The organism is Pseudomonas allii (assembly GCF_055380095.1).
On the sequence record NZ_AP039450.1, the window covers coordinates 3,088,567 to 3,105,226 of the forward strand.

Sequence of the window (16,660 nt, forward strand, 5' to 3'; positions counted from 1 at the left end):
CGCGAAAAACGTCAACGATAACGCAGCGCACCGGGTTTGTGTTCGGATTGTCTCACTGGCGGGACAAACAGTCGCGTTTCAACGGTCTAATCCTTTATTCGGATCATCTGTAGGATCAACCTCACTTGATCGCCCCACCGCGATCCTCACTTGGAGATCCCGCATGAAACTGTTGCATATCGATTCCAGCATCCTCGGCGACAACTCGGCGTCCCGTCAGCTCAGCGCGGGCGTGGTCAAGGCGTGGCAAGCGGCTGAACCGGGTGTCGAAGTGACCTACCGTGACCTGGCCAGCGAAGGCATCAACCACTTTTCCGGCGCAACCCTGGGTGCCCTGGGCACTGCCGCTGAGCTGCGCGATGCCGCGCAGAAGCATGAAGCTGACCTGAGCGCTTCGTCGTTGGCTGAATTCCTCGCCGCCGACGCGGTAGTGGTTGGCGCACCGATGTACAACTTCACCATTCCGACCCAGTTGAAAGCCTGGATCGACCGTATCGCCGTCGCCGGCCAGACTTTCCGCTACAGCGAAGCCGGCCCTGAAGGCCTGTGCGGCAACAAAAAAGTCATCATCGTATCCACTGCAGGCGGCCTGCATGCCGGCCAGGCCTCGGGCGCTGCCCACGAAGGCTACCTGAAGCTGCTGTTTGGCTTCCTGGGTATTACTGATATCGAAATCGTGCGTGCAGAAGGCCTGGCCTATGGTGATGAAGTGCGCAGCAAGTCCCTGAACGACGCCAACGTAGTCATCAACGAACAATTGTTCACCGCCGCGTAAGGCTTGTGTAAATTCCGCCTTTGCTCGGTTTCATTCTGAAGCCGGGCGCCTAAACTCTGTATTCTGCTCGCCTCAAAACGAACGGAGTACGGAGTTTTTTCGTTTAGCCGCTGTCATTACTTTGGCCCAGGTTGTGCAAGCATGGGTTTAACACCCTGGACTTTTTTCGATATGTTTGTTCTCACGCAGCAAAGGTGGACATCCCCATGATGCGTCTTTGTGCTGTTATGGTTCTTTCCCTGCTCGGCGGCCTGATTTCAGTGCACGCCGCACCCGCGCCGCACCCGCATTGGAGTGTGGGCTTTCATCGCATGACGTTTCTCGATCCGCTGGACCTGCAACCCATGAAGGCAATCGCCTTCTATCCCTCTACCGATCTAGAACACACCACACAGGTGGGTGCCTATCACGTCGCCGCCACCGAAGATTCCAAGATCGCCATCGGCCGTTTCCCGATGCTGATGCTGTCCCACGGCAACACCGGTACGCCACTTGCGTTGCATGACCTGGCCACGTCACTGGCGCGCAAAGGCTTTGTGGTGGTGGCGGTGCTGCACCCGGGTGACAACTACAAGGATCACAGCCGCCTGGGCACAGTGAGCAACCTGTATGGTCGGCCGATCCAGATTTCCGAAGCGATCACCGCCACCCTCGGCGACCCGATGCTGTCGCCGTTCGTCAACGTGGACCAGGTGGGTGTCATTGGTTACTCAGCCGGGGGCGAGACCGCATTGATTCTGGCCGGCGCCAAGCCGGATTTCGACCGCCTGCGCCGGTATTGCCAGGAACGTCCGGAAGATCGCGACGCCTGCACTACCAAGGGCGAACTGGTGGTAGACCGTGATGACCTGCAACCGCAATCCGACCCGCGCATCCATGCCCTGATGTTGATGGCACCGCTGAGCCTGATGTTCGGTCGCCACACCCTGGCCGATGTGCATGTGCCGGTGCTGCTTTACAGTGGCGATGGCGACAAGTTGGTGGCGGTGGATAAGAACGCGGCTGCACTGGCGCGCAAACTGCCGGAACCACCGGACTTCAAACTCTTGGCCGGGGCAGGGCACTTCGTGTTCATGGCACCGTGTGACAGCGATCAGTTGGCAACGATGCCGGCGATTTGCACCGATGCCGACGGGGTCGACCGCGAAGGCATTCACCGCGACCTGATCTCCGAGGCGGGACGGTTCTTCAGTCACACCCTCGGCCAATCCACCCGCGCAGGCTTGCAGACGGCTGATCAGTAAGCGCGGCGCATGAGCAGCAGGGCCACGCCCAGGGCGGTGACCGACAACAGCGCCGCGCAGAAGAAAATCCAGCCGTAGCCGAGGTTCAGCGCCACGGCACCCATCAACGGCCCGGCAATCGCCAGGGCCAGGTCAAAAAACACCGCATACGCACTCAGTCCCGCGCCACGGCTGCTATTGGGCACCTGCTTGATGGCTTCCACACCCAGCGCCGGGTACACCAGCGACAAGCCGAAGCCGGTCAGGCCGGCGCCAATCAATGCTACACCGGTAGACGGCGCCAGCCACAGCAGGGTCAGGCCGAGGGTCTCGATGGTCATGCACGCAATGGCTGCGCGGAAACCGCCGAAACGGCTGATGGCAGAGATAAACACCAGTCGCGAAAGGATAAAGCACACGCCGAATACCGTGAGGCAGTACGCTGCGCCGGCCCAGCCGCGATTGAGGTAGTACAGGGTGATAAAGGTAGTGAGGGTGCCGTAGCCAATCGAGGCCAGGCACAGGCTGGCGCCAAACGGCGCGATACGTCCGAACACCGCCCAGAACGGCAGGCGCTCGCCGCGCACCACTGGCACCGAGGGTTTATTGCGGATCAGCAGCAACCCGAGTGCGGACAATACTGTCAGTGCGATGCCGAGGCTGTTGTAGCCATATTCCGCGACCATCACCACACCAAGCGGCGCGCCGATGGCGATGGCACCGTAGGAGGCGATGCCATTCCACGAGATCGATCGTGCGGTGTGTTCCGCACCCACCGCGCCCATGCACCAACTGATGGTGCCCACGCCGATCAGCCCTTGGGCCACACCTAGTAGCAGTCGCGCGACGATCAGGATACCCAGGCTCAACGTTGGCAGGCTTGCCACCAGCGTGGCGAAGAACGTCAGTACGCCACTCAGCAGAATCCCGGCCAGGCCCAGCACGATCGCACGCTTGGTGCCGACGTTGTCTGACATGCGCCCGGCCATGGGGCGGCTGAGTAGCGTCGCCAGGTACTGCGAACCGATGGTGATCCCGGCCACCACTGCGCTGAAACCCAGTTGCTCGTGCACATAGCCAGGGATGACCGCAATCGGCAGGCCGATGCAGATAAATGCTATGAAGGTGTAGAAGACGATGGAGACGATCTGCAGGGTGATCGATATCGAACTGGGGGCGGCGGCAGACATGGGCACTCGTTCGCGGGCGGGCGGTGCGGGCATGATGGCAAGGGCGCGGGGGAAAAGGAAGCTGGCTAACTACTTTGTCTGATGAACAGGCTTTGTGCGGTAAACGATGCTGTTGTGGTGAGCGGGCTTATTGTGGCGAGCGGGCTTGCCCCGCGTTGGGCTGCGAAGCAGCCCCAATAGAAAACACCGCGTTCTGTCAGACAGAGCGCGGTGTTTTTTTAGGGCCGCTTCGCGCCCCAACGCGGGGCAAGCCCGCTCGCCACAACAAGCCCGCTCGTCACAACAGGCTCGTTCACTACAATAAATCGAGTGTTTTAGAACACCACACCCTGGCTACGCAGGTAATCGTCATAGGTGCCGCTGAAGTCGATCACGCCGGTGGCGCTCAACTCGATGATGCGGGTGGCCAGGGACGAAACGAATTCACGGTCGTGGCTGACGAAGATCAGCGTGCCCGGGTAGTTCTCCAGCGCCAGGTTCAGCGCTTCGATGGATTCCATGTCCAAGTGGTTGGTCGGTTCGTCCATGATCAGCACGTTCGGCTTTTGCAGGATCAGCTTGCCGAACAGCATGCGGCCCTGCTCACCACCGGAAATCACCTTGACCGACTTCTGGATCTCGTCGTTGGAGAACAGCATGCGACCCAGGGTGCCACGGATCATTTGCTCGCCTTGGGTCCACTGGCCCATCCAGTCGAACAGGGTCACGTCGTCTTCGAAGTCATGCGCATGGTCCTGGGCGTAGTAGCCCAGTTCCGCGGCGTCGGTCCACTTGATGCTGCCGGCGTCCGGGGTCAGTTCGTTGACCAGGGTGCGCAGCAGGGTGGTCTTGCCGATACCGTTCGGGCCGATGATCGCCACGCGCTCGCCCGCTTCGACCTGGAAGCTGAAGTCCTTGAACAGCGGTTTGCCGTCGAAGCCTTTGGCCATTTTTTCGACCATGACGGCCTGGCGGTGCAGCTTCTTGTTCTGCTCGAAACGGATGAACGGGCTCACCCGGCTCGACGGCTTGACTTCGGCCAGCTGGATCTTGTCGATCGCCTTGGCACGGGAGGTGGCCTGCTTGGCTTTCGAGGCGTTGGCCGAGAAGCGGCTGACGAAGGATTGCAGTTCGGAGATCTGCGCCTTCTTCTTGGCGTTGTCCGACAGCAGTTGCTCGCGGGACTGGGTCGCCACGGTCATGTACTCGTCGTAGTTGCCCGGGAACAGGCGCAGCTCGCCGTAGTCCAGGTCAGCCATGTGGGTGCACACGCTGTTCAGGAAGTGACGGTCGTGAGAGATGATGATCATCAGGCTGGAGCGCTGGGTCAGGATGTTTTCCAGCCAGCGGATGGTGTTGATGTCCAGGTGGTTGGTCGGTTCGTCGAGCAACAGTACTTCCGGGTCGGAGAACAGCGCCTGGGCCAGCAATACGCGCAGTTTCCAGCCTGGAGACACTTCGCTCATCGGGCCGAAATGCTGTTCCAGGGGAATGCCCAGGCCCAGCAGCAGTTCACCGGCGCGGGATTCGGCGGTGTAGCCGTCCATCTCGGCGAACTCGGTTTCCAGCTCGGCCACGGCCATGCCGTCTTCTTCGCTCATTTCCGGCAACGAGTAGATGCGGTCGCGCTCGGCCTTGACCTTCCACAGCTCTTCATGACCCATGATCACGGTGTCGAGCACAGTGAATTCTTCGTAGGCGAACTGGTCCTGGCGCAGTTTACCCAGGCGTACGTTCGGCTCCAGCATGACCTGGCCGCCGGACGGGTCGAGGTCGCCACCGAGGATTTTCATGAAGGTCGACTTGCCGCAACCGTTGGCACCGATCAAACCATAACGGTTGCCAGCGCCGAACTTGACCGAGACATTCTCGAAGAGCGGCTTGGCGCCGAACTGCATGGTGATGTTAGCTGTGGAGATCAATTACTTTACCTATCAATGGGTTGCGAGCGTGTCGGCAGGAGCCTTCAGGCATGCGTCAACAGCGACATCAAGGCGCGAAACCCGGTCGCTGAGCAGAAAATGGGGGATGTGTGTTGGAATTTGGCGCGCATTGTCGCATATGTCAGGCGACAGTTGTATGTCCGACGAAGGAAGGTTTCGCCAGGGTCTCCGGCATTGCGAGCCATAACAACGCCAAGGCCAGCGCTGCGACCCCGGCTAGGGTCAGGAACGCCGCGTTGTACCCGGCCTGTTGCACCACGAAACCCGCCAGGCTGCTGCTCAGTGCCGCGCCCAGGCCAAACACGGTGGAGAGGGCGCCCAGACTGACGTTGAAACGGCCGGTGCCTTGGGTCAGGTCCTTGACGATCACCGGGAACAGCGCGCCGAAGATCCCCGCGCCAATGCCGTCGAGCATTTGCACGGCCACCAGCCAGTAAGGGTCGCTGGACAAGGTGTAGAGCACGCCGCGTAGCGGCAGGATCATGAAGCCGGCCATCAACAGTGGTTTGCGCCCCCACAGGTCGGCCTTGAGCCCGACCAGCCAGGCCATCGGCACCATCACCAATTGTGCGGCGACGATGCACGCCGAGGTCAGCGGCGTAGCCATCTGCAGATTGATCTGCGATAGCTTCTGGCTGACCAGCGGCAGCATGGCGGCGTTGGCCAGGTGAAACAGGGCACAGCAGATGGCAAACAGTAGCAGCGGGCGATTTGCCAGCAGCACCTTCATGCCGGACGGTTGTTCATGGTCGGTGTGATGTGCCGGATCAAAACCGCGGGCCACTTCATGGTCGATGGCTTCGGCCGACACACAGCTGATTGCGATGATGCTGGCGAGCGCCATGAACGCCATCAGGTAAAACACCACCACCGGACCAAACAGGTAGGCCAGGCCGCCGGCCAACAGGGCAGCCACGGCATTGCCGGCGTGGTTGAAGGTTTCGTTGCGTCCGGTGCGGCGGGTGAACGCGCGAGGCCCGGTGATCCCCAGGGAGATCGCAGAGATCGCCGGCGCGAACACCGAGGCGGCGACGGCGCTGGCGGCCTGGGTCAATGCCACCAGGCTGAACGAGCTGACAAAGGGCAGCAGCAGGCAACTGGCGGTTACCACAATAGCGGCCAGCGCAATCACCGCGCGCTTGCTGCGGGTGCGGTCGATCAACGCGCCCGCCGGGCCTTGGGTGATCAATGCCGCAATGCCTGCCAGGGTCATGACCACGCCAATACTGGCCGGGTCCCATTGGTGCACGGCCAGCAGGTAAATGGCCAGATAGGGTCCGAGGCCGTCGCGTACATCCGCCAGGAAGAAGTTCAGGCTGTCGAGGGACAGGGTATTACGCAGGTCGGAATGGTTGGCCACGGCGAGCACTTCGCAAGCGGCGTTCAAGGACTGAACACGCATTGCGTTAGTGACCCGTATGCGTTGCGTTAAGTTTCGTGCATTCGCTGGGTTTTATTCCGTGGGTACATGGCTTATTTTCTGAGCCCCTCTGTATGGATTATCTGGAGACGCAATGGACATGCCCTCAGCTCAACAGGCGATTGCCTGCAACAAAGACGCCTGGGATCAATCGGCCGGCCTGCACAAGGCCACCGACACCTGGAGCGCCTTGCTCAACAGCGTCGGCCAGGCGGACTTTTCCTGCCTGGATCCTACGATTACCGGGCTGCTGCAAGACGTTGGCGTGGCCGGCAAAGATGTGGTGCAACTGTGCTGCAACAATGGCCGCGAAAGCCTGTCGCTGTTTGGCCTGGGCGCACGTTCGGTGGTGGGCGTGGACCAATCCCCGGCGTTCCTCCAGCAGGCCCGGGAACTGGCCGATGTCTCGCCGCACAACCCTGAGTTTATCGAGAGTGACATCCATCATCTGCCGCAGGCGTTGCACGGGCGCTTTGACATCGCCCTGGTGACGATTGGGGTGCTGGGCTGGATGCCGGATGTGGCGATGTTCATGCAGCAGGTCGCCCTCACCCTGAAACCCGGCGGCACCTTGGTCATGTATGAAACCCATCCGTTTCTGGAGGTGTTCGATCCACGGGCGCAAAACCCGTTCCTGCCGGCGAGTTCCTACTTCCAGCGCGAACCTTTCGTACTGCAGGAGTCGATAGTCTATGAGGGACAGGGCGAGGTGGCCGGGCCGACGTCCTATTGGTATGTGCACACTCTGGGCGATGTAGTCAGTGCCGCGATTGGCGCGCAGTTGCAGATCGGTCACCTGCAGGAGTATCCCCACTCCAACCGCGAAGAACTCTACGACCAATACGAGCACCAACCCGCACAATTACCGATGTGCTTTACCTTGACCGCTACCAAGCGTCTCGACTGAGGCGTCTTTCAGTCGCGGCGCACGAACGTGCGCATGGTTTGCCCAGGGCCTGTGCTGAACGTGGTGGGCCTGGGCATACCTTCGTCGGCGGCAATGAACACAAATTCATCACCGTCGAGGCGATAACTGGCGGGCAAGTGTTTGCCGGCGTCATCTCCCATGGAGTCGATCCAAGTAATGCGCTTGGGCACGGTGCTGCTGTCGAGGAAAAAACGTCCTGCCAGTAATACCTCGCCGCTGACCGTCTTCACTTCGAAGCCGTTGCCGCTGATCGTGGTGATTGCGCCAGGAGCCGTGTGCGCGTCGATGGGGTTGAGCACGCCGCTGTCTTCGAGTGAGGTTTGCTCCCAAGCACCTTGGAGCGCTTGAAAGTCCGGATCCAAACGGGATGACATACAAATTCCTTTTTGTTGAAGGGGAAATCGTCGATGACGATGCCTTTTACCATTTGAAGCCTGATTACGCAGCACATTCGCAAGACAGCTTTTCACAATTCTTAGTTAACTTTTGGTTACAACCTGTGGCTAAATAACTGCAAAGGGCCACGCGCCGGGTGGTCACTCAGCCGGTCGTGCCGATTGTGTGAATTGTGATTTCAGGTGCTGCTATCCATCCTCGTCCGTTGTGGGCACGCAGGAGCAGCCTGTTCTCTTCTGACTTGTGACGAAATCCCTTGAAACTCATCATCGTTATTCTCTACGTTGCCTCGATTGCGTATGTACACCTGCGTGGCCGGGTGCGGCATAAGCTGGGGCGCCAACTCAGCGATCACTCGACCTTCCTGGCACCGATCAACTGCTTTCTCTACCTCTTCTCCAAGCTGCCCAGCCGACCTTACCTGTCGCCCAGCGATTTCCCTGACCTGAGCCCGCTCCAGGAGCATTGGGAAGAGATCCGCGAGGAAGGCCAGAACCTGCTGCGCGCCGGCGAAATCAAGCGCTCGGAGCAGTACAACGACGTGGGTTTCAACTCGTTCTTCAAGTCGGGCTGGAAGCGTTTCTACCTGAAGTGGTATGGCGACAGCCACCCGTCGGCGATGAAGCTATGCCCGCGTACTACAGAACTGGTGCAGAGTATCGGTTCGATCAAGGCCGCGATGTTCGCCGAACTGCCGCCGGGCTCCAAGCTGGTGCGCCACCGCGACCCGTATGCCGGCTCGTATCGCTATCACCTGGGCCTGGACACGCCGAACGACCCGGGCTGCTACATCAACGTGGACGGCGAGAACTACTACTGGCGTGATGGCGAGCCGGTGATGTTCGACGAGACTTACATCCACTACGCCGAAAACACCACGCAACAGAACCGCATCATTCTGTTCTGCGATATCGAGCGCCCGATGAAATACCGTTGGGCCGCGGCGTTCAATCGCTGGTTCAGCCGCAACGTGATGGCGGCCGCGGGCTCGCCCAACGATGCCGGCGACAAGACCGGGGGGCTCAACCGTGCCTTCACCCGGCTGTACAAGATTCGCCTGCGCGGTAAAGAGCTGAAAAAGCGCAACCGTACGCGTTACTACCTGGAAAAATGGGCGATCTTCGCAGCCCTGGCGGCGATCTTCCTGCTGATCTGACTGGTTCGGGCGCCATTCACTCCGGTGGATGAGCGCCCAGTTTGTCCCACATCTTCTTGCTGATTTTCTGTCGATTGGCATAGCCGTCCCAGGGATCGCCCTGCAAGCCATCCAGGCGCTGCTGCAGGTTGGCGACCGTCCATTGCTGTGCGCTGCGCAGCCCCTTCAATTCCTCACGACTGACCGGCACCGACACCGGCAATCCCGGCCGCGCCCGCACAGAGTAGGCGGCCACGGTGCTGGCGCCCCGCGCATTACGCAGGTAGTCGATGAAGATCTTGCCCACCCGATTTTTTGGCCCTGACGTCGCGGTGAAGCGTTCAGGCAGTTGCTCTGTCATAAATTGGGCAATCGCTTTGGCGAATGCCTTGACGGTGTCCCAGTTGTCCCGCCGCGCCAGCGGCACGACCAGGTGCAGGCCTTTGCCACCACTGGTTTTGACGAAGGCTTGCAAGCCCAGCTCGTCCAGGACCGAGAGGGTGAGCTGCGCGGCTTCCAGCATGGTTTTCCACGGCAGCGCCGGGTCGGGGTCGAGGTCGAGCACAAACAGGTCGGGTGTGTCGATCTTGTCGGCGGTGGCGCCCCAGGTATGAAACTCCACGGCGCCCATTTGCACTGCGCCGAGCAACGCCTTGGCACTGTCGACTTCCATCAGGCGCGCATGGCCGGGATCAAGTGCCTGTTCCAACTGCTTGATGTTGGGAATGGCCAGGCGCTCCGAATGTTTCTGGAAGAACTGTTCGCCGTCGATGCCTTCGGGTGCCCTCAGCAGTGACACGGGACGGTGACGCAGGAACGGCAGGAGCCACTCGCTGATGCTGTTGTAGAACTGCGCCAATTGCTCCTTCTGCATGCCGCTCTGCTTATCGATCACGCGGTCCGGGTGGGTGATCTTCACGGTGCCGGTGGTTTTTTTCGCAGATTTCATGGATTTGACCGTGCGCGGTTGCTCATGAATGACCTGTGCGGCCGGTTTGTCGGTGCGCATCGCGACAAACGCCGCCTGGCGGATCACCCCCTCACGAGTCCATTCGGCAAACTGCACTTCACCGACCAATGTCGGCTCCACCCAGTGCACGCCACGGGCCTGGGCACTGGTCAGCGGTTTCCCCAGCGGCGATGACGTACGCTCCAATGGCGTGAGTTGCACATGGATCGCCTTCAGTGATGCTTGATCAAACCCGGTGCCCACGCGTCCGGCATACACCAATCCCGACGCGTCATTGACCGCCAGCAACAGCGCACCGAAACCACTGCGCGAACCCTGCGGCCGGGTGTAGCCGACGATCACGAATTCCTGGCGCAGGCGGCATTTGAGCTTGACCCAATCGGCGTTGCGACTGGACACATAGGGGCTGCCCACGCGCTTGCCGATCACGCCCTCAAGGGCCAGGTCACAGGCGCTTTCGAAAATGTCCCGATGATGGGCAGTAAAGGCTTCGGAGAACCGTAATAGCTTGCTTCTGCTGCCTGCCAAGGCCGTCTTTAGCGCTGCACGACGCTCCTCGACGGGGGCCTGGCGCTGATCATGGCCATCCAGGAACGGCGCATCGAACAGGTAGTAGACAATGTCCAGGCTGCGCCCGATATCAAACGCGTTTTGCAGCGCCTGGAAGTCCGGCAGGCCGTCGCCGTTGAGGCTGACGACTTCGCCGTCGAGCCAGCTGTCGTTGAGCTTCAAGGCTTGCAAGGCCTTGGTCTGGCGCGGCAGGCGGTCGGTCCAGTCGTGGCCGTTGCGCGTGAACAGCCGCACCTCGCCGTCGTGGATGCGCGCAAGCATGCGGTAACCGTCGAACTTGATTTCGTACTGCCAATCGCCTTCGGGCGCGCGATCCACCAGGGTGGCCAATTGCGGGGTGAAATGCTCTGGGAGGGCGGCCTTGGTTTTCCGGGGTTTTGCGCCAGGCTTGGATTTGCCCACCGAGGCGTCACTGAGCACGCTGTCCGGCTGGGCCTGGACAATATCGTAGTCTTCGGCGGGGCGTGCCTGCGCGTCCTGTTCCTTGATCAGCAGCCATTGTTGCTTATCGCCGCTGCCCTTCAGGCGCGTGCGTACCAGTGCCCAATCGCCGGACAGCTTTTCGCCGACCAGGGTGAACTTGAGCTTGCCGGCGGCGTAGGCCTTGTGTGGATCGTCATGGGGTTGCCACACGCCACGGTCCCACACAATAACGTCACCCGCGCCATACTGGCCTGCCGGGATACTGCCTTCGAAGCTGCCGTAGTCGAGGGGGTGATCTTCGACATGCACAGCCAGGCGCTTCTGTGCAGGGTCCAGGCTCGGGCCTTTGGGTACTGCCCAGCTGAGCAGCACACCCTCCAACTCCAGGCGAAAGTCATAGTGCAGGTTGCGCGCGGCATGTTTCTGGATCACGAAGGACAGCGCCGACGCCTTGCGTTTACCTGCGGGCGCACGGCCTGCCGGTTCGCCGGTAATGCCGAAGTCGCGCTTGCGGTTGTAGTCGCTGAGGGGCTTGGGCATGACTTATGAGGCCTTGGTGGTTTTCTTCGCGGCGGGTTTCTTGGCGGGTTTGCCGGCCAGGCTGCGCTTGAGCAGTTCGGTCAGGTCGATCACGTCGGCAGATTTGCGCTCTTCACTGTCTTTGCTCGTTTCCACATCCTCGATCTTGCCGGCCTTCGCCTTCTTGGCCACCAGCGCCATGATTTTTTCCTGGAAGCTGTCGCGGTAATCATCAGGCTTCCAGTCAGCGCTCATGTCGTCGACCAGGCGCTTGGCCATGTCCAATTCACCCTTGGCGAGGGTCGGTTTGGTTACGTCGCTGCCCAGTTCCAGTTCGTCCAGGCTGCGCACTTCGGCGGGCCAGCGCAGCATCACCAATACCAGCGCTGACTCCAACGGCATGAGTGCCGCCAGGTGCTGCTTGGTGTGCAGGACCACGTTGGCCAGTGCGACTTTTCTGGTCTTGCTCAGCGTTTCGCGCAGCAGCGCATAGACCTTGCCACCGCGTTTGTCCGGTGCCAGGAAGTAGGGCGTGTCAATGTTCTGCAGCGGGATCTGGTCACTGGCGACAAACGCGATGATCTCGATGGTCTGGGTCGACTTGGGGTGGGCCGAGCGGATTTCCTCTTCGCTGAGCACCACGTAGCGGCCTTTCTCGAAGGCGACACCCTTGACGATATTGTCCTTGGTGACCTCCTTGCCGGTGGTCTTGTTGATGCGCTTGTAGCCGACCGGGTCCATGCTGCGCTTGTCCAGCCAGTCGAAGTCAACGCCCTGCGATGACGTGGCCGAGACCAGCGACACCGGGATATGCACCAGGCCAAAGCTAATGGCGCCTTTCCAGATGGCTCGTGGCATAGCTGCGATTCCTTGAGTAGAGGCTGTGTCCGGATGACTCGGCGCCGGTGTGGAAAGTTTCCCCAGGCGGATGCGCGGACAGATCGTGTTACACCTGATGAGAAACTATTTAGTGTCGAAAGCCGAACCCTAGGCGTAGCGTGTTATCGAAAGCACGTACTCCTCACTCCCGAGAGGCTTTGTCAATGAACACTTGTATGCGTCACGTTGCAGCGCTGCTGTTGGGCCTGGCCCTGGTTCCCGTGGTCCAGGCGCAACACCTGCCCGGCAGCAACAACGCCAACAACGGCCCGATCCACCGAGCCAACCCCAACAGCATGCAGGGCACCCAGCCCAACGCGCCGGCCATTCGCGGTGTTCAGACCGGGCCGACCACCCGCACGCCGACCCTGGAAAACGGCGGCATTGGCAACAGCTACCCCAAGCGCGATGCCGCCCCCAGCCGCCCGGCCACCGAAACCAAAGCCCCCACTTATGATGCCAACGGCAATCGCCGGTAAGGATTCCGTCTTATGTTTCTACGCAAAACCCTGCTAGCCGCGCTGTGCGCAACCTCGCTGTTGCCGTTGACGGCCACGTTCGCCGCCGATACCCAGCAGTTCCCCAGCGAACAAGGCAGTCTCTCGGTCACTGCGATCGCCAAAGGCCTGGACCACCCCTGGGCCGTGGCCTTCCTGCCGGACAGGCAAGGCTTCCTGGTCACCGAGCGCCCGGGCCACCTGCGGTTTGTCAGCTCGGACGGCAAACTTTCCGCGCCCCTGACGGGCGTGCCTGAGGTCTGGGCCAAAGGGCAGGGCGGCTTGCTGGACGTGGTGCTGTCGCCGGACTTCAAGCAGGACCGCATGGTCTACCTTTCCTACGCCGAAGGTGGCGGCAAGGGCGGAACCGCAGGTACTGCGGTAGGGCGTGGACGTCTGGCGACTGACCTCAGTGGCTTGACTGACTTTAAAGTGATCCTGCGCCAGGAGCCGAAGCTGTCCACCGGCAATCACTTCGGTTCACGCCTGGCCTTCGACCGTGATGGCTACCTGTTCGTGACCCTGGGCGAAAACAACGACCGCCCGACCGCCCAGGACCTGGACAAATTGCAGGGCAAGGTGGTGCGTATCTACCCCGACGGCCGCGTGCCGGATGACAACCCCTTCGTCGGCCAGTCAGGCGTGCGCCCGGAGATCTGGTCCTACGGCCAGCGCAACCCCCAGGGCCTGGCGTTGAACCCCTGGAGTGGCACGATCTGGGAGAACGAACATGGGCCACGCGGGGGTGACGAGATCAATATCATCGAGCGCGGCAAGAATTACGGCTGGCCGTTGGCGACCCACGGCATCAATTACTCCCTGGCACCCATTCCCGAAGCCAAAGGCAAGACCGCAGAAGGCACCGTGCCGCCCCATCATGTGTGGGAAAAATCACCGGGTATCAGCGGCATGGCCTTCTACGATGCAGACCGCTTCAAACCTTGGCAGCACAACGTGTTTATTGGCGCGCTGGCCAGCCAGGAGCTGATCCGCTTGCAGTTCGACGGTGACAAGGTGATTCACGAAGAGCGTTTGCTGGGCGGTTTGAAAGCGCGGATTCGCGATGTAAGGCAGGGGCCGGATGGCTTTTTGTATGTGCTGACCGATGAGGATAATGGCGTGCTATACCGAGTCGGCCTCAATCAGGACTGAAGTCGACAACAACCTGTAGGCGCCCGGCTTGCCGGCGATGGCGATTTAAGCACCGCCATCGCCGGCAAGGTTTACAGGCCCAGGTCAGACAGCCCGGGATGATCATCTGGGCGCCGTCCCAGCGGCCAGTGGAACTTGCGCTCGCTTTCCTTGATCGGCATGTCGTTGATGCAGGCAAAACGATTGGCCATCAGGCCGTTCTCGTCGAATTCCCAGTTCTCGTTACCATAGGAACGGAACCAGTTGCCCGAGTCGTCGTGCCACTCATAGGCATACCGCACGGCAATGCGATTGTCGGTAAACGCCCACAACTCCTTGATCAGCCGATAATCCAGCTCCTTGGCCCATTTACGGGTCAGGAAACCCTTGGCTTCTTCGCGGTTATGGGCGAACTCGGCGCGGTTACGCCACTGCGTGTCGAGGGTGTAGGCCAGGGACACTCGATGTGGGTCGCGGGAGTTCCAGCCGTCTTCAGCCAGGCGTACTTTTTCGATGGCCGATGCGCGGGTAAACGGCGGCAGTGGCGGACGTGTTTCTACAGTCGATGACATGGGGCAGTTCCTCAAACAATCAGGGTGTATTGAAAGTTGCGCCGTTGTGCGATCAAAGTCCCAACAAGGTTTGCGCCATGCATTGCGCATTATCGGCAGCTGTTGAATCGCCCATCACCAGGGCAACGGTAATGGCGCCATCGACCAGGATCAGCAGGTGCGCGGCCTGCCGCTCAGGGTCGGCGGTGCCATGTGCTTGACACAGTTCGAGCAGGTACTCGAACAGTTTCTGTTTGTGGGCCTTGGCCAGTTGGCGCACCGGGTCCTGCGGGTCGCCGGTTTCGCCGCTGGTGTTGATGAAGGCACAGCCACGGAAATCGGCGGAGCCAAACCAGGTTTTCAGTGCATCGAACACCGCCAGCAGGCGTTCTCCGGTGCCTTCGCTACATTCCACCTCTGTGCGCAGCCACTGCATCCAGCGCTCGTCGCGACGCTGCAGGGCGGCAATCACCAAATCGTCTTTATTGGCGAAGTAGCGGTAGATGCTTTTTCGCGAGACGCCGGCGGTTTTCACCAGGAAGTCCATGCCGGTGGCGGCGATGCCGTGGCGATAGATCAACTTTTCGGTGACGTCGAGGATGATGTCGCGGGTTTCATTACTGGTCATATCGTTCATGTTGCGAACAGTAGAACGATCGTTCTTCTTGGTCAATCAGAATTTTTCCATGCGCCACGGCAAGACCTGAGCCCCCCCATGGTGTAAGCTCGGGGCCTCTTCGGATTCGACCCATTGCGAGCCTTATGCCGTCGTTCTTCAAACGCTCCCTGTTGCCCAAACTGCGCGGTTTTCCCCTCACTCCTGATGCGATTGACGTGCTGTGCGGCGCCGATGCCTATCGCCGCTGCCTGTTGGAGAAAATCCCCCAGGCCACCCGGCGCATCTACATCGTCGCGCTGTACTTGCAGCAGGACGAGGCGGGTCAAGAGATCTACGACGCCCTGCACGCCGCCAAGGCAGCGCGACCGGAGTTGGATATCGTGGTGGTGGTCGACTGGCTGCGCGCCCAGCGTGGTTTGATCGGCGCCGGCAAGCAGCCGGGCAACAGTGCCTGGTACCAGGCCATGACCCAGCGCCACGCCAGTGAGGTGCCGGTGTACGGCGTGCCGGTGCAGACCCGTGAGCTGTTCGGCGTGTTGCACCTCAAGGGCTTTGTGATCGACGACACGGTGCTTTACAGCGGTGCGAGCCTGAACAACGTGTACCTGCACAAGTTCGACAAGTACCGCTACGACCGCTACCACCTGATTCACAGCCAACCGCTCGCCGACTCCATGCAGCATCTGGTGGAGCACGGCCTGGTGGCCTCCAAGGCTGTACATCGCCTGGACCTGCCCAACCCGCCCACCACCCGCAGCCTGCGCAACGACATTGGCGACCTGCGCAGCCGTCTCAAGCACGCGGCATACGACACCACCGCCGGGCAATTGCCCAACGGCCATCTGTCGGTCAGCCCGTTGCTGGGCGTGGGCAAGAACAATCCGTTGAGCCGGGTGATTCTGGAGCTGATCGCCAGTGCCCAGCAGCAACTGACCATCTGCACGCCTTACTTCAACCTGCCGCTGCCAGTGACCCGCGAAATCAACCGCGCCCTGGCGCGTGGGGTAAAGGTCGACATCATTGTCGGCGACAAGACCGCCAACGACTTCTACATCCCGCCCAGCGAGCCGTTCAAGGTGATCGCCGCGCTGCCGTACCTGTACGAGATCAGCCTGCGCCGTTTCGCCAAGCGCCATCAGCGCGACATCGACCACGGCCAGTTGAACCTGCACCTGTGGCACCACGACGACAACACCTACCACCTCAAGGGCATGTGGGTCGACCAGCGCTACACCTTGCTCACCGGCAACAACCTCAACCCGCGCGCGTTCCGCCTCGACCTGGAAAACGCCTTGCTGATCGATGATCCCAAGAGCGAGTGGCTGGCGCCAAGGCGTACCGAGCTGGCACAGATTTTCCAGCACACCACGCGTATCGAACGGTATCAGGACTTGCAGACGCTGCCTGATTATCCCGAGGCGGTCGGCAAGTTCCTGCGTCGTGTCAGCCGGGTACGAATCGAGCGCTTGTTGTATCGAATTCTCTAGCGTCTCTTCCCGATTTCATCGCTGG

General features: G+C 60.7%; 15 protein-coding genes. 7 read left to right on the forward strand and 8 right to left on the reverse strand.

Annotated elements, in window-relative coordinates:
• Positions 1-163 precede the first annotated feature (163 nt).
• Positions 164-775, forward strand: coding sequence for an FMN-dependent NADH-azoreductase (locus ACZ445_RS13795; RefSeq protein WP_464708463.1), 612 nt, complete (start codon positions 164-166; stop codon positions 773-775).
• 206 nt (positions 776-981) lie between these two features.
• Complete coding sequence (locus ACZ445_RS13800; RefSeq protein ID WP_058426151.1) at positions 982-2,019, forward strand: alpha/beta hydrolase family protein; 1,038 nt, start codon at positions 982-984, stop codon at positions 2,017-2,019.
• Here ACZ445_RS13800 and ACZ445_RS13805 read toward each other — a convergent pair.
• The 3 genes from ACZ445_RS13805 to ACZ445_RS13815 form a co-directional block, all read right to left on the reverse strand.
• A complete protein-coding gene (locus ACZ445_RS13805) occupies positions 2,013-3,188 on the reverse strand; it encodes an MFS transporter (RefSeq protein WP_058426152.1) in 1,176 nt (391 codons plus the stop codon). The two genes, ACZ445_RS13800 and ACZ445_RS13805, sit on opposite strands and share 7 nt — an antisense overlap.
• A 314-nt stretch (positions 3,189-3,502) precedes the next feature.
• On the reverse strand, positions 3,503-5,089 hold the full coding sequence (locus ACZ445_RS13810; RefSeq protein WP_028616043.1) for an ABC-F family ATPase: 1,587 nt from the start codon (positions 5,087-5,089) through the stop codon (positions 3,503-3,505).
• 142 nt (positions 5,090-5,231) lie between these two features.
• Positions 5,232-6,470: an MFS transporter gene (locus ACZ445_RS13815; protein WP_464708611.1), complete on the reverse strand. Its 1,239-nt coding sequence runs from the start codon at positions 6,468-6,470 to the stop codon at positions 5,232-5,234.
• A gap of 154 nt (positions 6,471-6,624) precedes the next feature.
• On the opposite strand from ACZ445_RS13815, the gene ACZ445_RS13820 reads away from it, so the two are divergent.
• Positions 6,625-7,437, forward strand: coding sequence for a class I SAM-dependent methyltransferase (locus tag ACZ445_RS13820; RefSeq protein ID WP_179028492.1), 813 nt, complete (start codon positions 6,625-6,627; stop codon positions 7,435-7,437).
• A gap of 8 nt (positions 7,438-7,445) precedes the next feature.
• Here ACZ445_RS13820 and ACZ445_RS13825 read toward each other — a convergent pair whose 3' ends face one another.
• A complete protein-coding gene (locus tag ACZ445_RS13825; protein ID WP_179028491.1) occupies positions 7,446-7,832 on the reverse strand; it encodes a TIGR03067 domain-containing protein in 387 nt (128 codons plus the stop codon).
• Between the two features lie 278 nt (positions 7,833-8,110).
• Here ACZ445_RS13825 and lpxO point away from each other — a divergent pair, with 278 nt between their 5' ends.
• Positions 8,111-9,010 carry a lipid A hydroxylase LpxO gene (gene lpxO / locus ACZ445_RS13830; protein WP_058426155.1) on the forward strand — a complete coding sequence of 300 codons (900 nt, stop codon included), beginning with the start codon at positions 8,111-8,113 and terminating at the stop codon, positions 9,008-9,010.
• A gap of 16 nt (positions 9,011-9,026) precedes the next feature.
• Here the strand turns inward: lpxO and ligD are convergent, their stop codons facing one another.
• Positions 9,027-11,492, reverse strand: coding sequence for a DNA ligase D (ligD, locus tag ACZ445_RS13835; RefSeq protein ID WP_464708464.1), 2,466 nt, complete (start codon positions 11,490-11,492; stop codon positions 9,027-9,029).
• Positions 11,493-11,495: 3 nt separating this feature from the next.
• The gene (gene ku / locus ACZ445_RS13840; RefSeq protein WP_058426157.1) at positions 11,496-12,329 is read right to left on the reverse strand and encodes a non-homologous end joining protein Ku; all 834 of its coding nucleotides are present in this window, start codon (positions 12,327-12,329) and stop codon (positions 11,496-11,498) included.
• 185 nt (positions 12,330-12,514) lie between these two features.
• Between ku and ACZ445_RS13845 the strand changes: the two genes are divergently transcribed.
• Both ACZ445_RS13845 and ACZ445_RS13850 read left to right on the forward strand, forming a co-directional pair.
• On the forward strand, positions 12,515-12,829 hold the full coding sequence (locus tag ACZ445_RS13845; RefSeq protein ID WP_179028489.1) for a hypothetical protein: 315 nt from the start codon (positions 12,515-12,517) through the stop codon (positions 12,827-12,829).
• Positions 12,830-12,841: 12 nt separating this feature from the next.
• Positions 12,842-13,999, forward strand: a complete 1,158-nt coding sequence (locus ACZ445_RS13850) for a PQQ-dependent sugar dehydrogenase (protein WP_179028488.1) — start codon at positions 12,842-12,844, stop codon at positions 13,997-13,999.
• Between the two features lie 71 nt (positions 14,000-14,070).
• Here ACZ445_RS13850 and ACZ445_RS13855 read toward each other — a convergent pair whose 3' ends face one another.
• Together ACZ445_RS13855 and ACZ445_RS13860 are read right to left on the reverse strand one after the other, a co-directional pair.
• Positions 14,071-14,550, reverse strand: coding sequence for a nuclear transport factor 2 family protein (locus ACZ445_RS13855; protein WP_058426160.1), 480 nt, complete (start codon positions 14,548-14,550; stop codon positions 14,071-14,073).
• 52 nt (positions 14,551-14,602) lie between these two features.
• A complete protein-coding gene (locus ACZ445_RS13860) occupies positions 14,603-15,166 on the reverse strand; it encodes a TetR/AcrR family transcriptional regulator (protein WP_058426169.1) in 564 nt (187 codons plus the stop codon).
• Positions 15,167-15,291: 125 nt separating this feature from the next.
• Here ACZ445_RS13860 and pssA point away from each other — a divergent pair, with 125 nt between their 5' ends.
• Entirely contained in the window at positions 15,292-16,635 is a 1,344-nt protein-coding gene (gene pssA, locus ACZ445_RS13865) for a CDP-diacylglycerol--serine O-phosphatidyltransferase (RefSeq protein WP_058426161.1), read from the forward strand.
• The last annotated feature ends 25 nt before the right edge of the window (positions 16,636-16,660 follow it).

What these genes read in the sequence shown, in the direction of transcription:
- ACZ445_RS13795 (WP_464708463.1), top strand. Translation starts at nt 164, where the DNA reads ATGAAACTGTTGCATATCGATTCCAGCATCCTCGGCGACAACTCGGCG.
- ACZ445_RS13800 (WP_058426151.1), top strand. Translation starts at nt 982, where the DNA reads ATGATGCGTCTTTGTGCTGTTATGGTTCTTTCCCTGCTCGGCGGCCTG.
- ACZ445_RS13805 (WP_058426152.1), bottom strand. Translation starts at nt 3,188, where the DNA reads ATGTCTGCCGCCGCCCCCAGTTCGATATCGATCACCCTGCAGATCGTC.
- ACZ445_RS13820 (WP_179028492.1), top strand. Translation starts at nt 6,625, where the DNA reads ATGGACATGCCCTCAGCTCAACAGGCGATTGCCTGCAACAAAGACGCC.
- ACZ445_RS13825 (WP_179028491.1), bottom strand. Translation starts at nt 7,832, where the DNA reads ATGTCATCCCGTTTGGATCCGGACTTTCAAGCGCTCCAAGGTGCTTGG.
- ligD (WP_464708464.1), bottom strand. Translation starts at nt 11,492, where the DNA reads ATGCCCAAGCCCCTCAGCGACTACAACCGCAAGCGCGACTTCGGCATT.
- ku (WP_058426157.1), bottom strand. Translation starts at nt 12,329, where the DNA reads ATGCCACGAGCCATCTGGAAAGGCGCCATTAGCTTTGGCCTGGTGCAT.
- ACZ445_RS13845 (WP_179028489.1), top strand. Translation starts at nt 12,515, where the DNA reads ATGAACACTTGTATGCGTCACGTTGCAGCGCTGCTGTTGGGCCTGGCC.
- ACZ445_RS13850 (WP_179028488.1), top strand. Translation starts at nt 12,842, where the DNA reads ATGTTTCTACGCAAAACCCTGCTAGCCGCGCTGTGCGCAACCTCGCTG.
- ACZ445_RS13855 (WP_058426160.1), bottom strand. Translation starts at nt 14,550, where the DNA reads ATGTCATCGACTGTAGAAACACGTCCGCCACTGCCGCCGTTTACCCGC.
- ACZ445_RS13860 (WP_058426169.1), bottom strand. Translation starts at nt 15,166, where the DNA reads ATGAACGATATGACCAGTAATGAAACCCGCGACATCATCCTCGACGTC.
- pssA (WP_058426161.1), top strand. Translation starts at nt 15,292, where the DNA reads ATGCCGTCGTTCTTCAAACGCTCCCTGTTGCCCAAACTGCGCGGTTTT.